The organism is Listeria ivanovii subsp. ivanovii, from assembly GCF_900187025.1.
In the GTDB taxonomy this organism is placed as follows: domain Bacteria; phylum Bacillota; class Bacilli; order Lactobacillales; family Listeriaceae; genus Listeria; species Listeria ivanovii.
Genome location: NZ_LT906478.1, coordinates 263585 through 280338 on the forward strand (window position 1 = coordinate 263585; position 16754 = coordinate 280338).

At 38.5% G+C, this 16754-nt stretch carries 9 protein-coding genes and 1 pseudogene; all 10 read left to right on the forward strand.

Translation table 11 applies throughout. The annotated features are described in order from the left end of the window. Nucleotides 1–7 precede the first annotated feature (7 nt). The 10 genes and pseudogenes from CKV67_RS01280 to CKV67_RS01325 all read left to right on the forward strand — a co-directional run bounded on the left by CKV67_RS01280 (nucleotide 8) and on the right by CKV67_RS01325 (nucleotide 16651). On the forward strand, nucleotides 8–1345 hold the full coding sequence (locus CKV67_RS01280) for a carbohydrate ABC transporter permease (protein WP_025279718.1): 1338 nt from the start codon (nucleotides 8–10) through the stop codon (nucleotides 1343–1345). 1 nt (nucleotide 1346) lies between these two features. Continuing rightward, nucleotides 1347–2177, forward strand: coding sequence for a sugar ABC transporter permease (locus CKV67_RS01285; RefSeq protein ID WP_014091781.1), 831 nt, complete (start codon nucleotides 1347–1349; stop codon nucleotides 2175–2177). Nucleotides 2178–2191: 14 nt separating this feature from the next. Next, nucleotides 2192–3889, forward strand: a complete 1698-nt coding sequence (locus tag CKV67_RS01290) for an alpha-glucosidase (RefSeq protein WP_003745355.1) — start codon at nucleotides 2192–2194, stop codon at nucleotides 3887–3889. After that, nucleotides 3890–5332 (forward strand): sucrose phosphorylase, encoded by a 1443-nt coding sequence (gene gtfA, locus CKV67_RS01295; RefSeq protein ID WP_014091782.1) that lies wholly within the window; start codon nucleotides 3890–3892, stop codon nucleotides 5330–5332. A gap of 65 nt (nucleotides 5333–5397) precedes the next feature. Next, a pseudogene (locus CKV67_RS01300) lies at nucleotides 5398–5642 on the forward strand (hypothetical protein). Nucleotides 5643–5887: 245 nt separating this feature from the next. After that, the gene (gene rpoB / locus CKV67_RS01305; protein ID WP_038408302.1) at nucleotides 5888–9439 is read left to right on the forward strand and encodes a DNA-directed RNA polymerase subunit beta; all 3552 of its coding nucleotides are present in this window, start codon (nucleotides 5888–5890) and stop codon (nucleotides 9437–9439) included. A 170-nt stretch (nucleotides 9440–9609) separates the two neighbouring features. After that, nucleotides 9610–13215, forward strand: coding sequence for a DNA-directed RNA polymerase subunit beta' (rpoC, locus tag CKV67_RS01310; RefSeq protein ID WP_014091784.1), 3606 nt, complete (start codon nucleotides 9610–9612; stop codon nucleotides 13213–13215). Between the two features lie 75 nt (nucleotides 13216–13290). Continuing rightward, nucleotides 13291–13839 (forward strand): HAD family hydrolase, encoded by a 549-nt coding sequence (locus CKV67_RS01315; protein ID WP_014091785.1) that lies wholly within the window; start codon nucleotides 13291–13293, stop codon nucleotides 13837–13839. A 79-nt stretch (nucleotides 13840–13918) separates the two neighbouring features. Beyond that, nucleotides 13919–15379 carry a glycoside hydrolase family 1 protein gene (locus CKV67_RS01320; protein WP_025279719.1) on the forward strand — a complete coding sequence of 487 codons (1461 nt, stop codon included), beginning with the start codon at nucleotides 13919–13921 and terminating at the stop codon, nucleotides 15377–15379. A 129-nt stretch (nucleotides 15380–15508) separates the two neighbouring features. Next, a complete protein-coding gene (locus tag CKV67_RS01325; RefSeq protein ID WP_014091787.1) occupies nucleotides 15509–16651 on the forward strand; it encodes an ArgE/DapE family deacylase in 1143 nt (380 codons plus the stop codon). Nucleotides 16652–16754 lie beyond the last annotated feature (103 nt).

Here is a 16754-nt window from a genome sequence, read left to right on the forward strand (position 1 = left end):
TAAGTATATGATGGTTAAGAAGAATTATTTTAATATTTTTAAGAATGGTTCTGTTTCTACGAGATTATCTTATGTAATTATGGGGGCTGGTAATTTGGCCCATAAGCAAATTGCGAAGGGACTTCTATTTCTTTTTAGTGAACTTGCTTTCTTGTTTTTCTTTGTGTTTTATGGCATTACCTTAATTCAAGGTATGGCGACATTAGGGACAGTTAACCAATCGTGGAATTTTGATAAGAGTTTAGGTATTATGGTTCGAACACCGGGCGATAATTCCATGCTGATGCTAATATATGGGATTATGACAGTTGTTATTTGTGTACTATTTCTCTTCTTGTACCTTGCTAATATTAGAAGCGCTAGCCAGGTGGAGGGCTTCCGGCGGGAAAATAAAAAAATCCCAACATTTAAGGAAGACTTAAAGAGTTTGCTAGACAATAAATTTCATGTAACTTTACTGACGATCCCGATGATTGGGGTTGTGGTGTTTACGATAATGCCACTTGTTTATATGATTTCTTTGGCTTTTACCAATTATGATCATGAACATTTACCACCAAGGAATTTATTTGGATGGGTAGGATTTGTTAACTTTAAAAATGTGCTAAATGGTGATGTTTCCAGTACGTTCTTTCCGGTGCTTGGATGGACACTTATTTGGGCGCTTTTAGCTACTGCTACTTGTTTCTTTTTTGGCGTATTGCTTGCACTTCTTATTAATCATAAGGGTGTTAAATTCAAAAAGTTTTGGCGCACTATCTTTGTTATAACTATGGCGGTACCTCCGTTTGTGTCACTTCTCGTAATGCAGAACTTGTTGCATGCAGCAGGACCGCTTAATACGATGTTACTTAATTGGGGAATTATAGCTGAGCCGATACCATTTTTGACAGATGCTTTGCTGGCAAAGGTATCCGTCATATTTGTCAATATGTGGATTGGGATTCCGGTAACTATGTTAATCGCCACGGGGATTTTAATGAATCTACCGAAAGATCAATTGGAAGCGGCGCGAATGGATGGAGGTAACAGTTTTCATTTATTTAGATACATAACTTTCCCTCAAATCTTAACGGTGATGTTGCCAAGTCTGATTCAACAATTTATTGGAAATATAAATAACTTTAATGTGATTTATCTCTTGACTGGTGGAGGACCTTCGAATAGTAACTTCTATGGTGCTGGGGATACGGATTTGCTCGTGACATGGCTTTATAAATTAACAGTAGAAGCTGCGGATTATAATTTAGCTTCGGTTATTGGGATTGTAACATTCATTCTTAGCGCGGCATTCTCGTTATTTGCCTACACACGTACAAATTCTTATAAAGAAGGGAGCAACTGAAATGAAAAGAGCTACAGTATGGCCTAACTTATTGTTGGTAGTGCTCGGGTGTATCTGGATATTCCCGATTATCTGGATTGTTTTGACAGCTTTTAGAGCGGAAAGTGGACAATTTGTTTCGTATATCTTTCCGAAAGAATATACGCTAGATCATTTTGCTTACCTATTTGAAAATCATGAAAATTTTCCTTTTATGTTATGGGTTAAAAATACAATGATTGTTGCGGTGTGTTCCTGTTTATTGAGCACTTTTATAACCGTTTCGATGGCTTATGTGTTATCTAGACTTCGCTTTAGATTTAAAAAGACAATGTTAAAAACAGCGCTAGTTTTAAATATGTTTCCTGCTTTTATGAGCATGATAGCAGTTTACTATATTTTAAAAGCATTTGGATTAACGCAATCTCTAACGGCGCTTGTGTTAATTTATTCATCTACAGCTGCATTAACTTTTTATATTGCAAAAGGATTTTTTGATACAATACCAAAATCTTTGGACGAATCGGCAATGATGGACGGGGCGACGAAATTAAGTATCTTTACAAAAATAACTTTACCAATGTCTAAGCCTATTATTGTATACACAGCTTTAATGGCATTTATGTTGCCTTGGATGGATTTTATTTTTGCTAAAGTGATTATGGGAGACAATGTGCCTAAATATACAGTGTCGATAGGTTTATATTCCATGTTGAATCAAACAACGGCAAATACAATGTATACAACGTTTGCGGCTGGCTGTATATTGATTGCGGTACCAATTACAATACTGTTTATTTATTTGCAAAAATATTATGTTGAAGGCATTACGAGTGGTGCTGTTAAAGGATAGGAGATAGATTAATAGTGGAAATAACAGAAACGAAAGAATGGTGGAAAGAATCGGTAGTGTACCAAATCTATCCGCGTAGTTTTCAAGATTCAAATGGGGATGGCATTGGAGATATTAGAGGAATTATAGAACGACTTCCTTATTTGAAAGATTTAGGTATTAATGTGATTTGGCTTTGTCCGGTCTATAAATCACCTATGGATGATGGTGGTTATGACATTTCTGATTACTATGAGATTGATCCAATGTTTGGAACGATGAGTGATATGGATGAATTAATTGAGAAGGCAGAAAAATTAGGAATAAAAATATTGATGGATTTGGTGGTAAACCATACATCTGATGAACATGAATGGTTTGAAAAAGCAATAGCTGACCCAAAAAGTAAATATCGAGATTATTATATTTTCCGAGAGGGTGTAAATGGAAACCCGCCTAATAATTGGCGTTCTTATTTTGGGGGATCTGCGTGGGAAGCCGTACCAGGTGAGGAAAACATGTTTTACCTGCATGCTTTTTCTAAAAAACAGCCAGATTTAAACTGGGAAAACATTGTAGTGCGTAATGAATGTATCCAAATGATTAACTGGTGGCTTGAAAAAGGTTTAGGTGGCTTTAGAATTGATGCTATTTTAAATTTGAAGAAAAGAATTGAGTACGGTACTTTCCCAGCGGACGGGGAAGATGGCTTGGTTTTCATCGGTCATTGGATTTTAAATCAGCCGGGAATTGAAGAGTGGCTCAAGGAGATTGACGAACGGACATTTAAAAAACATAATGCATTTACTGTGGCTGAGGCGGATGTGCCTGAAGAAAGACTTTCTGAATTTATAGGTGAAAATGGTCATTTCCGTATGGTGTTTGATTTTAGCTATACAGATATTGATACTCCTGAAACAGGCGAATGGTTCAAGAATTCAGAATGGACAGTAAAAGAATTAAAAGAGAAAATAATTACCAATGAACTGGTGACACAGCGAAATGGTTGGGGGGCAAAATACTTAGAAAATCATGATCAACCGCGTTCGATAAATAAGTATTTACCTCAAGAATACCAAGATGATCGTAGCAAAAAAATGCTAGGCATGTTATTTATGATGTTGCACGGTACGCCGTTCATTTATCAAGGACAAGAGATTGGCATGAGTAATACTCGGATGGAAAGTATAGATGATTATAACGATATCGCGACGCACGATCAATACCATCGCGCAATTCTCTCTGGAATGAGTCCGGAAGAAGCGCTTGAAGGAATGTATCGGCGTAGTAGGGATAATTCAAGAACACCAATGCAATGGAATAATCAAAAGAACGCTGGTTTTTCCGACTCGGATGAAATTTGGTTGAAAGCAAACCCTAATTACCTTGATATTAACGTAGAGCAGGAACAAAACGATGATAATTCCGTATTGAATTTTTATAAGAAATTAATCCATTTAAGAAGTGATTCTAGTAAATATAAAGAAGTGGCTGTTTATGGAGAATTACTGCCAGTAGAATCAAGTGATGAAGTTATTGCTTACAAACGTAAAACAGATGACGCTGAGCTCTTAATCATCGTGAATTTTTCTGATTCTGAAAATCAATTATGCATTGAAGGTACTTATGAACAGGTACTTGCTAATGTAGCGTTGCCAGAAATGGTAGAAAATGTCCTTGAAATACCTGCATATACAGGTGCCGTTTTCTCAAGGGTTTTGGAGGTAGACTGATTGCAAATTAAAAATAAAGCTATGTTAATTACTTATTCTGATAGTTTAGGGGAAAATATGGAAGAATTATCCAAGGTGATGGAAACTTATTTTGAAGATGCGGTTGGCGGGATTCACTTATTGCCGTTCTTTCCATCCACTGGAGATCGAGGGTTTGCGCCAAGTGATTACACAACAGTAGATAGCGACCTAGGCTCTTGGGAAATGATCGAGAAATTAGGCGAAAAGTATTATTTAATGTTTGATTTTATGATTAATCACATTTCTCGCGAATCACTCTTCTTTCAAGATTTTAAAAAAGAGCATTTAAACTCAAAGTATAAAGATATGTTTATTCGTATCAATGATTTCTTTCCTCCGGGTAGACCAAATGAAAAAGACTTAGATTTAATTTATAAGAGAAAAGACAAGGCACCTTTCCAAGAAGTTGAATTTGCTGATGGAGAAACGGAATTAGTTTGGAATGCTTTTGGGGAAGAACAAATTGATTTAGATGTGACAGCCGAAGTTACAAAAGAATTTATTCGTCAAACGATAAAAAATATGGCTGCACATGGTTGTTCTATTTTGCGCCTTGACGCCTTTGCTTATGCAATTAAAAAATTAGATACAAATGATTTTTTTGTAGAACCAGAAATTTGGGATTTACTGGATGAAGTGAAAGCAGAAGCGGCCAAATATGATATGGAATTATTACCAGAAATTCATGAACATTATTCCATCCAAATGAAAATCGCGAACCATGATTATTATATCTATGATTTTGCGTTACCCATGGTGATGCTGTACTCGTTATATAGTGGCCGAGTGGAACGTTTAGCTAAATGGTTAGAAATGAGTCCGATGAAGCAATTTACTACTTTAGATACGCATGATGGCATTGGCGTTGTGGATGCACGCGATTTATTAACAGATGAGGAACTCGATTATACCTCAGCGGAATTATACAAAATAGGAGCTAATGTTAAAAAGATATATTCCTCTGAAAAATATAATAACCTGGATATTTATCAAATTAATAGTACCTATTATAGTGCTTTGGGTGACGATGACAAAAGTTACTTGTTGGCGAGAGTAATTCAATGTTTTGCGCCGGGGATTCCGCAAATTTATTATGTTGGTTTACTTGCTGGCAAAAATGATATTGACCTTTTAGAGGAAACAAAAGAAGGGCGTAATATTAATCGTCATTACTACACAATAGATGAAATTAAAAATGAAGTAAAAAGACCAGTTGTTAAAGCGTTGTGCAATTTACTGAGATTTAGAAATACTTCTGAAGCGTTTGATTTGGAAGGAAGTATAGAAATTGAGACACCTAGCTCAAATGAAATCGTTATTATTCGCAAAAACAAAACAAATAAAATTACAGCGACATTAAAAGCAAATTTAAGTACTAAAACATTCCAAATCAGCGAAAATGAAAGAAATATTTTAATTTAACATTTTATAAACACGAATGAGCCTCTTCGTTCGTGTTTATTTCTATTTTCTATTGACATTGGCTAATGGTTATTGTATTATTATATAATGCCAAAAGAATCGAAACTGTTTTTTGTGTTTATTATTAAGCGAAAATGCTGTCGAAAATCAAGCATTTGCAATCGATTTTGGCAAAATAGAAGACATAGATGTGGCTTTCAAAAATACAAAACGGTATAAACTTTTTCCGTCTTGTACTGACACTTTTAAGGAAAATTATTTTCTAGGGAGTTTCAGCAATATGAAATCCGCTTTCTTTTTGTCTAAATAGAATATTTTTTGTACGAAAGTTCCACTTATGTTAACTCTGGAAATGCTTCTTGGATGCGTGTTTGCAAGCCAAGATTAGAAACAAAAAGGAAAATTTTGATGCACGGTGTTTAAGCCAGTATATTTTGCACGTAGCAAAAAACTGCTAGCGTCTTAAACCTCGGATACGGAAGGTTCCATTGTTTTCGCAACCATAATTAACAAGTGTGCTTATAAATTTTTTAATTAATTTGAGGGGTGAATAGTTTGTCAGGACATTCAGGACATGATGTAAAATATGGACGGCATCGTACGCGTAGAAGTTTTGCGCGAATCAGTGAAGTACTTGAATTACCAAACTTAATTGAGATTCAAACAGCTTCTTACCAATGGTTCTTAGATGAAGGGCTACGTGAGATGTTCCGCGATATTTCGCCAATTGAGGATTTTGCGGGTAATTTATCTTTAGAATTCATTGATTACGATCTTGGAGAGCCGAAATACTCGGTAGAAGAATCTAAGAACCGTGATGCAAACTATGCGGCTCCACTACGCGTGAAGTTGCGCCTAATCAACAAAGAAACCGGCGAAGTAAAAGACCAAGAAGTATTTATGGGAGATTTCCCGTTAATGACTGAAATGGGTACGTTCATTATTAATGGGGCAGAACGTGTTATCGTTTCCCAATTAGTTCGTTCTCCAGGTGTCTACTTCAACGGAAAACTCGACAAAAATGGTAAAAAAGGCTTTGGTTCTACAGTCATCCCTAACCGTGGGGCTTGGCTTGAGTACGAAACAGATGCTAAAGACGTTGTACACGTTCGTATTGACCGTACACGTAAATTACCAGTAACGGTTTTACTTCGTGCACTAGGCTTTGGTTCCGATCAAGAAATTATTGATTTAATCGGGGACAATGACTACTTGCGCAACACGCTTGAAAAAGACAACACTGACAATGCTGAAAAAGCACTTCTAGAAATTTACGAAAGATTACGTCCGGGTGAACCCCCAACAGTTGATAATGCTAGAAGCTTACTGGTTTCTCGTTTCTTTGATCCAAAACGCTATGATCTTGCAAGCGTTGGACGTTATAAAATCAACAAAAAATTACATCTAAAAAACCGTCTATTCAATCAAACATTAGCAGAAACTTTAGTGGATCCAGAAACTGGTGAAATTATCGCTTCTAAAGGTGACATTTTGGATCGTCGTAATTTAGATCAAATTATTCCTAATTTAGAAAACGGTGTAGGTTTCCGTACACTTCGTCCAACTGATGGAGTTATGGAAGATAGCGTACTCGTTCAATCTATTAAAATCTACGCACCAAATGATGAAGAAAAAGAAATCAACATCATTGGTAATGCGTATATTGAAGAAAACGTAAAACACATCACGCCTTCTGATATTATTTCATCCATTAGCTACTTCTTTAACTTGCTACATGGTGTTGGCGATACAGATGACATCGATCACCTAGGTAATCGTCGTCTTCGTTCTGTTGGTGAACTTTTACAAAACCAATTCCGTATCGGTTTATCCCGTATGGAACGTGTGGTTCGTGAACGTATGTCTATTCAAGATATGACTACAATTACTCCACAACAATTGATTAATATTCGCCCAGTAGTTGCATCCATTAAAGAGTTCTTTGGTAGCTCGCAGTTATCTCAGTTTATGGATCAAACAAATCCACTTGGCGAACTTACGCATAAACGTCGTCTTTCAGCGCTTGGACCTGGTGGTTTGACGCGTGAACGTGCTGGTTATGAAGTACGTGACGTGCATTACTCTCACTATGGCCGTATGTGTCCGATTGAAACGCCAGAGGGACCAAACATTGGTTTAATTAACTCCCTTTCTTCCTTTGCAAAAGTAAATAAATTCGGCTTTATTGAAACGCCTTACCGCCGCGTAGATCCTGAAACAAACCGTGTTACAGATAAGATTGACTATCTAACTGCGGATGAAGAGGATAATTACGTAGTAGCGCAAGCGAACTCGAAATTAGACGATGAAGGTACTTTCACAGAAGAAGAAGTTATGGCTCGTTTCCGTTCAGAAAACTTAGCGGTAGAAAAAGAACGTATTGATTACATGGATGTATCGCCTAAACAGGTTGTATCTGTTGCGACAGCATGTATCCCATTCCTTGAAAACGATGATAGTAACCGTGCGCTAATGGGAGCGAACATGCAGCGTCAAGCAGTTCCTCTTATGCACCCTGAAGCTCCATTTGTTGGAACAGGTATGGAACACGTATCTGCAAAAGACTCTGGTGCTGCTGTAACTGCCAAACATGACGGTATTGTAGAACACGTTGAAGCTCGTGAAATCTGGGTTCGTCGTGTATCTCTAGTGGATGGCAAAGAAGTAACTGGCGGAATTGATAAATATACTTTACGTAAATTTGTTCGTTCTAACCAAGGTACTTGTTATAACCAACGTCCAAACGTAGCTGAAGGAGACCGCGTTGTTAAAGGAGAAATCCTTGGTAATGGTCCTTCAATGGATTCCGGTGAACTTGCTCTAGGTCGTAACGTACTTGTTGCATTCATGACTTGGGACGGTTATAACTACGAGGATGCAATCATCATGAGTGAACGTCTTGTAAAAGATGACGTTTATACTTCGATTCATATTGAAGAATTTGAATCAGAAGCTCGTGATACAAAACTCGGACCTGAAGAAATGACTCGTGATATTCCAAACGTTGGGGAAGATGCTTTACGCGACCTTGACGAACGTGGAATTATCCGTGTCGGAGCAGAAGTAAAAGATAACGACCTTCTAGTTGGTAAAGTAACACCAAAAGGAGTTACCGAACTAACTGCTGAAGAACGTTTACTACATGCTATCTTTGGTGAAAAAGCGCGTGAAGTTCGTGATACTTCCTTACGTGTACCTCACGGCGGCGGAATCGTGCTTGACGTGAAGATCTTTACACGTGAAGCAGGAGACGAATTGCCACCTGGTGTAAACCAATTAGTACGTGTTTATATTGTACAAAAACGTAAAATTCACGAAGGCGATAAAATGGCTGGACGTCATGGTAATAAAGGGGTTATCTCCCGTATTTTACCTGAAGAAGATATGCCATTTATGCCAGACGGAACACCTGTTGACATCATGCTTAACCCACTAGGGGTACCATCTCGTATGAATATCGGACAAGTTCTTGAATTACACTTAGGTATGGCTGCTCGTGCTTTAGGAATTCATGTTGCAACTCCAGTATTTGATGGAGCGAATGAAGAAGACGTTTGGAGCACAGTGGAAGAAGCTGGTATGGCCCGCGATGCGAAAACAATTCTTTATGACGGACGTTCTGGTGAAGCATTTGATAACCGTATCTCTGTAGGTGTAATGTACATGATCAAACTTGCCCACATGGTTGATGATAAACTTCATGCGCGTTCAACTGGACCTTACTCTCTAGTAACGCAACAACCGCTTGGTGGTAAAGCGCAATTTGGTGGACAACGTTTTGGTGAAATGGAAGTATGGGCACTGGAAGCTTATGGTGCTGCTTATACACTTCAAGAAATCCTAACGATTAAATCCGATGACGTGGTTGGTCGTGTGAAAACTTACGAAGCGATTGTTAAAGGCGAAAGCGTTCCAGAACCTGGTGTGCCAGAATCCTTCAAAGTACTCATCAAAGAGCTTCAAAGTCTTGGAATGGACGTTAAAATGCTTTCCGCAGACGAAGAAGAGATCGAGATGCGTGACATGGATGATGACGACTTTACTAATCAAAATGATGCCTTCAATATCGTACAACCGGAAAACGCAGCCGCTGAAAAGACTGAGTAATTCGGTTCGATAATTGAGACTCCAAAACAATAAGAAACAATGATTTGTTTTTTGCAAAATATAAAATTAAGCGATCGCTAAGACTTTACCTGAAAAGTCAAGGAAGTGTGCGGGAATCCCCAAGCACTTCCTAAAGCGAATGCTCCAAACTAATTTAGGAGGTTGGGCACTTGTTAGATGTTAATAATTTTGAGTATATGAAAATCGGTCTGGCATCTCCAGATAAAATTCGTTCATGGTCTCACGGTGAAGTGAAAAAACCTGAAACCATCAACTACAGAACGCTTAAACCTGAACGTGACGGCTTATTCTGTGAAAGAATTTTTGGACCAATGAAAGACTGGGAATGTTCTTGTGGTAAATACAAACGCGTGCGCTATAAAGGCGTAGTTTGTGACCGTTGTGGAGTAGAAGTAACGAAATCAAAAGTGCGCCGTGAACGTATGGGGCACATTGAACTCGCAGCTCCTGTATCCCACATTTGGTACTTCAAAGGTATCCCAAGCCGTATGGGTCTTGTTATGGACATGTCTCCACGTGCATTAGAAGAAATTATCTACTTTGCATCCTACGTGGTTACTGAACCAGGCGACACTCCACTTGAGAAGAAACAACTTTTATCTGAACGTGAATACCGCGTTTATCGCGAAAAATATGGTAAAGGTTTCTCAGCTGGTATGGGCGCAGAAGCAATAAAAAAAATCTTAGCCGATATCGACTTAGAAAAAGAAACAAATGATTTAAAAGAAGAACTAAAATCCGCACAAGGTCAACGTCGTACTCGTGCAATTCGTCGCTTGGAAGTTATGGAAGCTTTCCGTAATTCCGGCAACAACCCTAGCTGGATGGTGCTTGACGTACTGCCAGTTATCCCACCAGAAATTCGTCCAATGGTACAACTTGAAGGTGGACGTTTTGCAACAAGTGATTTGAATGACTTATATCGTCGGGTAATCAACCGGAATAACCGTTTGAAACGCCTACTTGATTTAGGTGCGCCAAACATTATCGTGCAAAATGAAAAACGGATGCTACAAGAAGCTGTCGATGCTTTAATTGACAATGGTCGTCGTGGTCGTCCAGTAACAGGTCCGGGTAACCGTCCGCTTAAATCCCTTTCTCATATGCTTAAAGGGAAACAAGGTCGTTTCCGTCAAAACTTACTAGGTAAACGTGTCGATTATTCTGGTCGTTCCGTTATCGTAGTTGGACCTAACTTAAAAATGTACCAATGTGGTCTTCCAAAAGAAATGGCGCTTGAATTATTCAAACCATTTGTAATGAAAGAGCTTGTTGGACGCGGTTTAGCACACAACATTAAGAGCGCTAAACGTAAAATCGAACGTATGTCACCAGAAATTTGGGATGTATTAGAAGAAGTTATCCGTGAACACCCGGTACTACTTAACCGGGCGCCTACACTTCACAGACTTGGTATTCAAGCATTTGAACCAACGCTAGTGGAAGGCCGCGCAATCCGTCTTCACCCTCTTGTATGTACAGCTTACAACGCTGACTTTGATGGTGACCAAATGGCGGTTCACGTTCCTTTATCCGCAGAAGCACAAGCAGAAGCTCGTATTCTAATGCTTGCGGCTCAAAATATTTTGAATCCTAAAGATGGTAAACCAGTTGTAACACCTTCCCAAGATATGGTGCTAGGTAACTACTACCTTACTTTAGAACGTGAAAATGCTGTCGGCGAAGGGACAATCTTCAAAGACATCAATGAAGCACAACTTGCATATCAAAACGGCTATGTACACTTACATTCACGTATTGCTGTATTCGCTGGTTCGATTCCAAATGAACGTTTCACTGATGAACAACGTAACCAATTATTAATTACGACAGTTGGTAAATTGATCTTCAATACAATTTTACCGAAATCGTTCCCTTATATTAACGAACCAACGAAATTCAACTTAGAAATCGAAACACCTGAGAAATATTTCGTTGATACAACTACAGATGTTCGTGCTCATATTGCGGCACAAGAACTAATCGACCCATTCAAGAAGAAAATCCTCGGTAATATTATCGCGGAAGTCTTCAAGAAATTCCATATTACCGAAACTTCCAAAATGCTTGACCGTATGAAAGATCTTGGCTTCAAGATCTCGACTAAGGCTGGTATGACAGTTGGTATTGCGGATATCTTAACACTTGAAGAAAAACATGAAATTCTTGAAAAAGCACATGATACAGTTGAAAAAATCACTAAATCATTCCGTCGTGGTTTGATTACTGATGATGAAAGATACGAACGCGTTATCGCTGTATGGAATGCTGCCAAAGACGAAATCCAAGGAAAACTTATCTTGAGTTTGGATCGCTTAAATCCAATCTTCATGATGCAAGACTCCGGAGCTCGTGGTAACATCTCCAACTTTACACAGCTTGCAGGTATGCGTGGACTAATGGCTGACCCATCCGGACGTATCGTAGAATTGCCGATTACATCTAACTTCCGTGAAGGTCTAACGGTCTTAGAGTATTTCATTTCTACCCATGGTGCGCGTAAAGGTCTTACCGATACAGCCCTTAAAACTGCCGATTCTGGTTACCTTACTCGTCGTCTTGTTGACGTGGCTCAAGATGTTATCATTCGTGAAGACGATTGTGGCACTGACCGCGGTCTTACAATTAAGGCTATTCGTGAAGGTACTGAAATCATCGAACCACTGGAAGAACGTCTGGAAGGTCGTTATTCTCGTAAAACAATTCGTCACCCAGAAACAAATGAAGTTATTGCACGTGAAAATGACTTAATTACAGAAGCTATTGCAACTCAAATCGTAGAAGCTGGAATTGAAGAAGTTACGATTCGTTCCGCATTTACATGTAATACTAAACACGGAGTATGTAAAAAATGTTATGGTAAAAACTTGGCAACTGGTACAGAAGTCGAAGTTGGAGAAGCAGTTGGTATCATCGCTGCTCAATCTATCGGGGAACCAGGAACTCAGCTTACTATGCGTACATTCCATACAGGTGGGGTTGCCGGAGACGATATCACGCAAGGTCTTCCACGTATTCAAGAAATCTTTGAAGCACGTAATCCGAAAGGGCAAGCTATCATCACTGAAGTTGGTGGAGAAGTTGTTTCTATCGAAGAAGGTCGTGATCGTCAACAAGAAATCACTATCCAAGGTACAGATGACCGCCGTTCTTACAACATTCCTTATACTGCTCGCTTGCGTGTAGAAGAAGGCTCCATTGTAGAACGTGGGGAAGCTCTAACTGAAGGTTCTGTTGATCCTAAAGCCTTGATTCGTGTTCGCGACGTTTTATCCGTTCAAGAATACTTACTTGCAGAGGTACAAAAAGTTTACCGGATGCAAGGGGTTGAAATTGGCGATAAACACGTTGAAGTAATGGTTCGTCAAATGTTACGTAAAATCCGCGTAATGGACACTGGAGATACAAATATCTTACCAGGTACATTAATGGATATTCATACATTTACAGAAGCTAACCGTGAAGCAATCTTAAGCGGTAGCCAACCAGCAACAGGTCGTCCAGTTCTTCTAGGGATTACAAAAGCTTCCCTTGAAACTGACTCCTTCTTGTCTGCTGCATCATTCCAAGAAACAACTCGTGTTTTGACAGATGCTGCAATCAAAGGAAAACGTGATGAACTTCTAGGACTTAAAGAAAATGTTATCCTAGGTAAACTTGTCCCGGCTGGTACTGGTATAGGCCGTTACCGCAAACTAAAATCCGAAGTTATTAAAGAAACTGCTGAAGTAACTGACGAAATCACAAATATTTAATTCCAAAAAGCCAAGTGTCACGTTCGCGCGCACTTGGCTTTTTTTGTTATACTTTTAAAAAAGGAGTGAAGTGATTTGATTACACATGTTATTTGGGATATGGGCGAAACGTTGAACACCGTACCAAACACAAAGTATGACCATCATCCTCTTGATACTTACCCAGAAGTTATTTTACGTAAAAATGCGCTCGAAACACTTGAAAAAGTAAAACAATTAGGATTTAAGCAAGCGATTTTGAGCAATACAGCATCAAGTGATAGTGAAGTGGTAAAACGAGTTCTGCAAAACTTCGGTATTCTTGATTTTTTTGATTTCGTTTATGCATCTAATTCAGAATTACAACCTGGAAAAATGGAAAAGCCGGATAAAACTATTTTTGAATATACCTTAAAGGAATTAAATATTGCAGCATCACAGGCTGTTATGATTGGAAATACTTTTGAAAGTGATATTATCGGCGCAAACCGAGCAGGAATTCATTCCATTTGGCTACAAAATCCGGAAGTCTGCATCCAAGAAGAACGATTACCAATTGTGACTCCACCGTTCATTTTGCCAGCTTGGGACTTGAAGGACGTACCAGAAGCACTTCAACTTTTGAAAAAAATAACCATTCGCTAGAAATTTCTTCTTGACCTGTAATGCATTACACAGGGTAGACTAAAAAAGTAGAAGAAATTAGCCGGAAGGGGCGAACAAAATGACTGAAATGAAAAAACAATTTCCAAAAGGATTTTTATGGGGTGGGGCTACTGCCGCGAATCAAGTTGAAGGCGCTTACGACGTTGATGGAAAAGGACTTTCCACAGCGGATATGGTTAGATTTATTCCTAAAGAAGAACGAACACAAGACCACGCATTAGACGTTTCAAGAGAAGAAATCGAAGCAATTATCGCTGGCAAAGTGGAGGGCAGATTTCCAAAACGTGACGGCGTTGATTTTTATCATCATTATAAAGAAGATATCGCACTATTTGCCGAAATGGGCTTTAAAACATTCCGTCTATCATTAAACTGGGCTCGTATTTTCCCGAATGGTGATGACAAAGAACCAAACGAAAAAGGTCTCGCTTTTTATGATAGTGTATTTGATGAATTATTAAAATACGATATCGAACCATTAGTAACTCTTTCCCATTACGAAACGCCATTAAATTTAACTTTAAAATATAACGGTTGGGCAGATCGTCGCGTTATTGGCTTTTTCACTAACTATGCAGAAACTGTTTTCAAACGATATAAAAACAAAGTGAAATATTGGCTTACTTTTAACGAAATTAATGTTATTTCTCTTAGCGCATACACTGGTGGCGGCGTACTTTTAGAAGGAGAAAAAAAACCGTTAGAAGTCTCTTACCAAGCAGCGCATCATCAATTTGTAGCGAGCGCACTTGCTACAAAACTAGCACATGAAATTATTCCAGGAGCACAAGTTGGTTGTATGCTTGCTCGTATGGCAACATATCCAGCAACAAACAACCCAGATGATATTCTAAAAGCACAATTTGAAAACCAACAAAACCTATTTTTCACAGATGTTCATGCCCGCGGGGAATATCCTAGCTTCATGAATCGCTTCTTCCAAGAAAATGACATCAACATCGTAAAAGAAGTTGGCGACGACGAAATCTTAAAAGCGCACACAGTTGATTTCATCTCATTCAGCTATTATATGTCATTATCTGCAACTGCTAGCCCAGAAGGAGACCGTTCTACTGGAAACTTAATGGGTGGCGTGAAAAACGAATACCTTGAGTCATCCGATTGGGGCTGGCAAATTGACCCTAAAGGCTTGCGTTGGACTCTAAATGATCTTTATAGCCGTTATGAATTACCACTTTTCATTGTGGAAAACGGTTTAGGAGCATACGATACAGTAGAAGCAGATGGGAAAATTCATGATGATTACCGAATTGACTACTTACGCAAACACATCGAACAAATGAAAGAAGCAATTGCAGACGGCGTCGACTTAATCGGCTACACTAGCTGGGGGCCAATCGACTTAGTAAGTGCCTCCACCAGCGAAATGTCAAAACGCTACGGCTTCATCTACGTAGACCAAGACGACTGGGGCAAAGGAACTCTAGAACGCTCGAGAAAAGATTCTTTCTTCTGGTATAAAAAAGTAATTGGAACTAATGGGGAAGATTTAGATTAAAAAGAAATTTAGGCTGTAAACAAACTAAGAGATTAGTATGTTTACAGTCTTTTTGATACTATTCTCTCTGTTTACTCAAAAAAATTCAGGGAAAATATATGATGGATAATACGGAAGGAAGGCGAGGAAATGGAGCAACAAAAAAAGTTACAAATTTTAAAAGACATTATCAACATTAACTCAACGAATGGACATGAAGAACAGGTCGCGAATTATTTGCAAAAATTGTTAGCGGAATACAGCATCCAAGCTGAAAAGGTGCACTATGACACAGATCGTGCGAGTCTTATAAGCGAAATCGGCGCAGAGCAAGGACGAGTGTTAGCTTTTTCCGGTCATATGGATGTGGTGGATGCTGGAGATGTTTCTAAGTGGACCTTTCCGCCATTTGAAGCAACCGAATCGGATGGAAAAATTTATGGCCGTGGTTCTACCGATATGAAATCTGGTTTAGCTGCGATGGTCATTGCGATGATTGAGCTTCATGAAGAAAAAACTAAATTAAATGGGAAAATTAAATTATTGGCAACAGTTGGAGAAGAAGTTGGAGAGCTCGGAGCGGAACAGCTCACTACGCAAGGTTACGCAGATGACATAGATGGTTTGATTATCGGCGAACCAAGTGGACATCGGATTGTTTATGCGCATAAAGGTTCAATTAATTATACAGTCAAATCTACTGGTAAAAATGCACATAGTTCAATGCCAGAATTCGGTGTTAATGCGATTGATAATTTGCTATTGTTTTATAATGAAGTAGAAAAGTTTGCGAAATCGGTCGACACTACAAACGAAATATTAGGTGATTTTATTCATAACGTCACCGTAATTAATGGTGGAAATCAAGTGAATAGCATCCCTGAAAAAGCAGAACTTCAAGGGAATATTCGCTCCATTCCAGAAATGAGTAATGAAACAGTGAAACAAGTGCTAGTGAAGATTATCAATGAGCTAAATAAACAGGAAAATGTGCAACTAGAGTTAATATTTAATTATGACAAACAACCAGTATTTAGCGATAAAAATTCAGAATTAGTGAAAATTGCTAAAAATGTGGCGAAAGACATTATTAAAGAAGAAATTCCATTACTGGGGATTTCCGGAACAACGGATGCAGCTGAATTTACTAAAGCCAAAAAAGCCTTTCCAGTTATTATCTTCGGACCAGGAAACGAAACACCTCACCAAGTAAACGAAAATGTTTCGATAGATAATTATTTGGAAATGGTGGATGTATACAAGCGAATTGCTGTTGATTTCTTAAACCAATAATATAGTAGGTAAATAAGGGCAGGCCAGTAGACAAACTACGGGTCTGTTTTTATTAAAGCCAGATTACTTGCTTTTATTAAAGTTTAGAACTAAACTAATGGTA

Coding starts and splice junctions, on each gene's coding strand:
- CKV67_RS01280 (WP_025279718.1), top strand. CDS start 8: ATGATGGTTAAGAAGAATTATTTTAATATTTTTAAGAATGGTTCTGTT.
- CKV67_RS01285 (WP_014091781.1), top strand. CDS start 1,347: ATGAAAAGAGCTACAGTATGGCCTAACTTATTGTTGGTAGTGCTCGGG.
- CKV67_RS01320 (WP_025279719.1), top strand. CDS start 13,919: ATGACTGAAATGAAAAAACAATTTCCAAAAGGATTTTTATGGGGTGGG.
- CKV67_RS01325 (WP_014091787.1), top strand. CDS start 15,509: ATGGAGCAACAAAAAAAGTTACAAATTTTAAAAGACATTATCAACATT.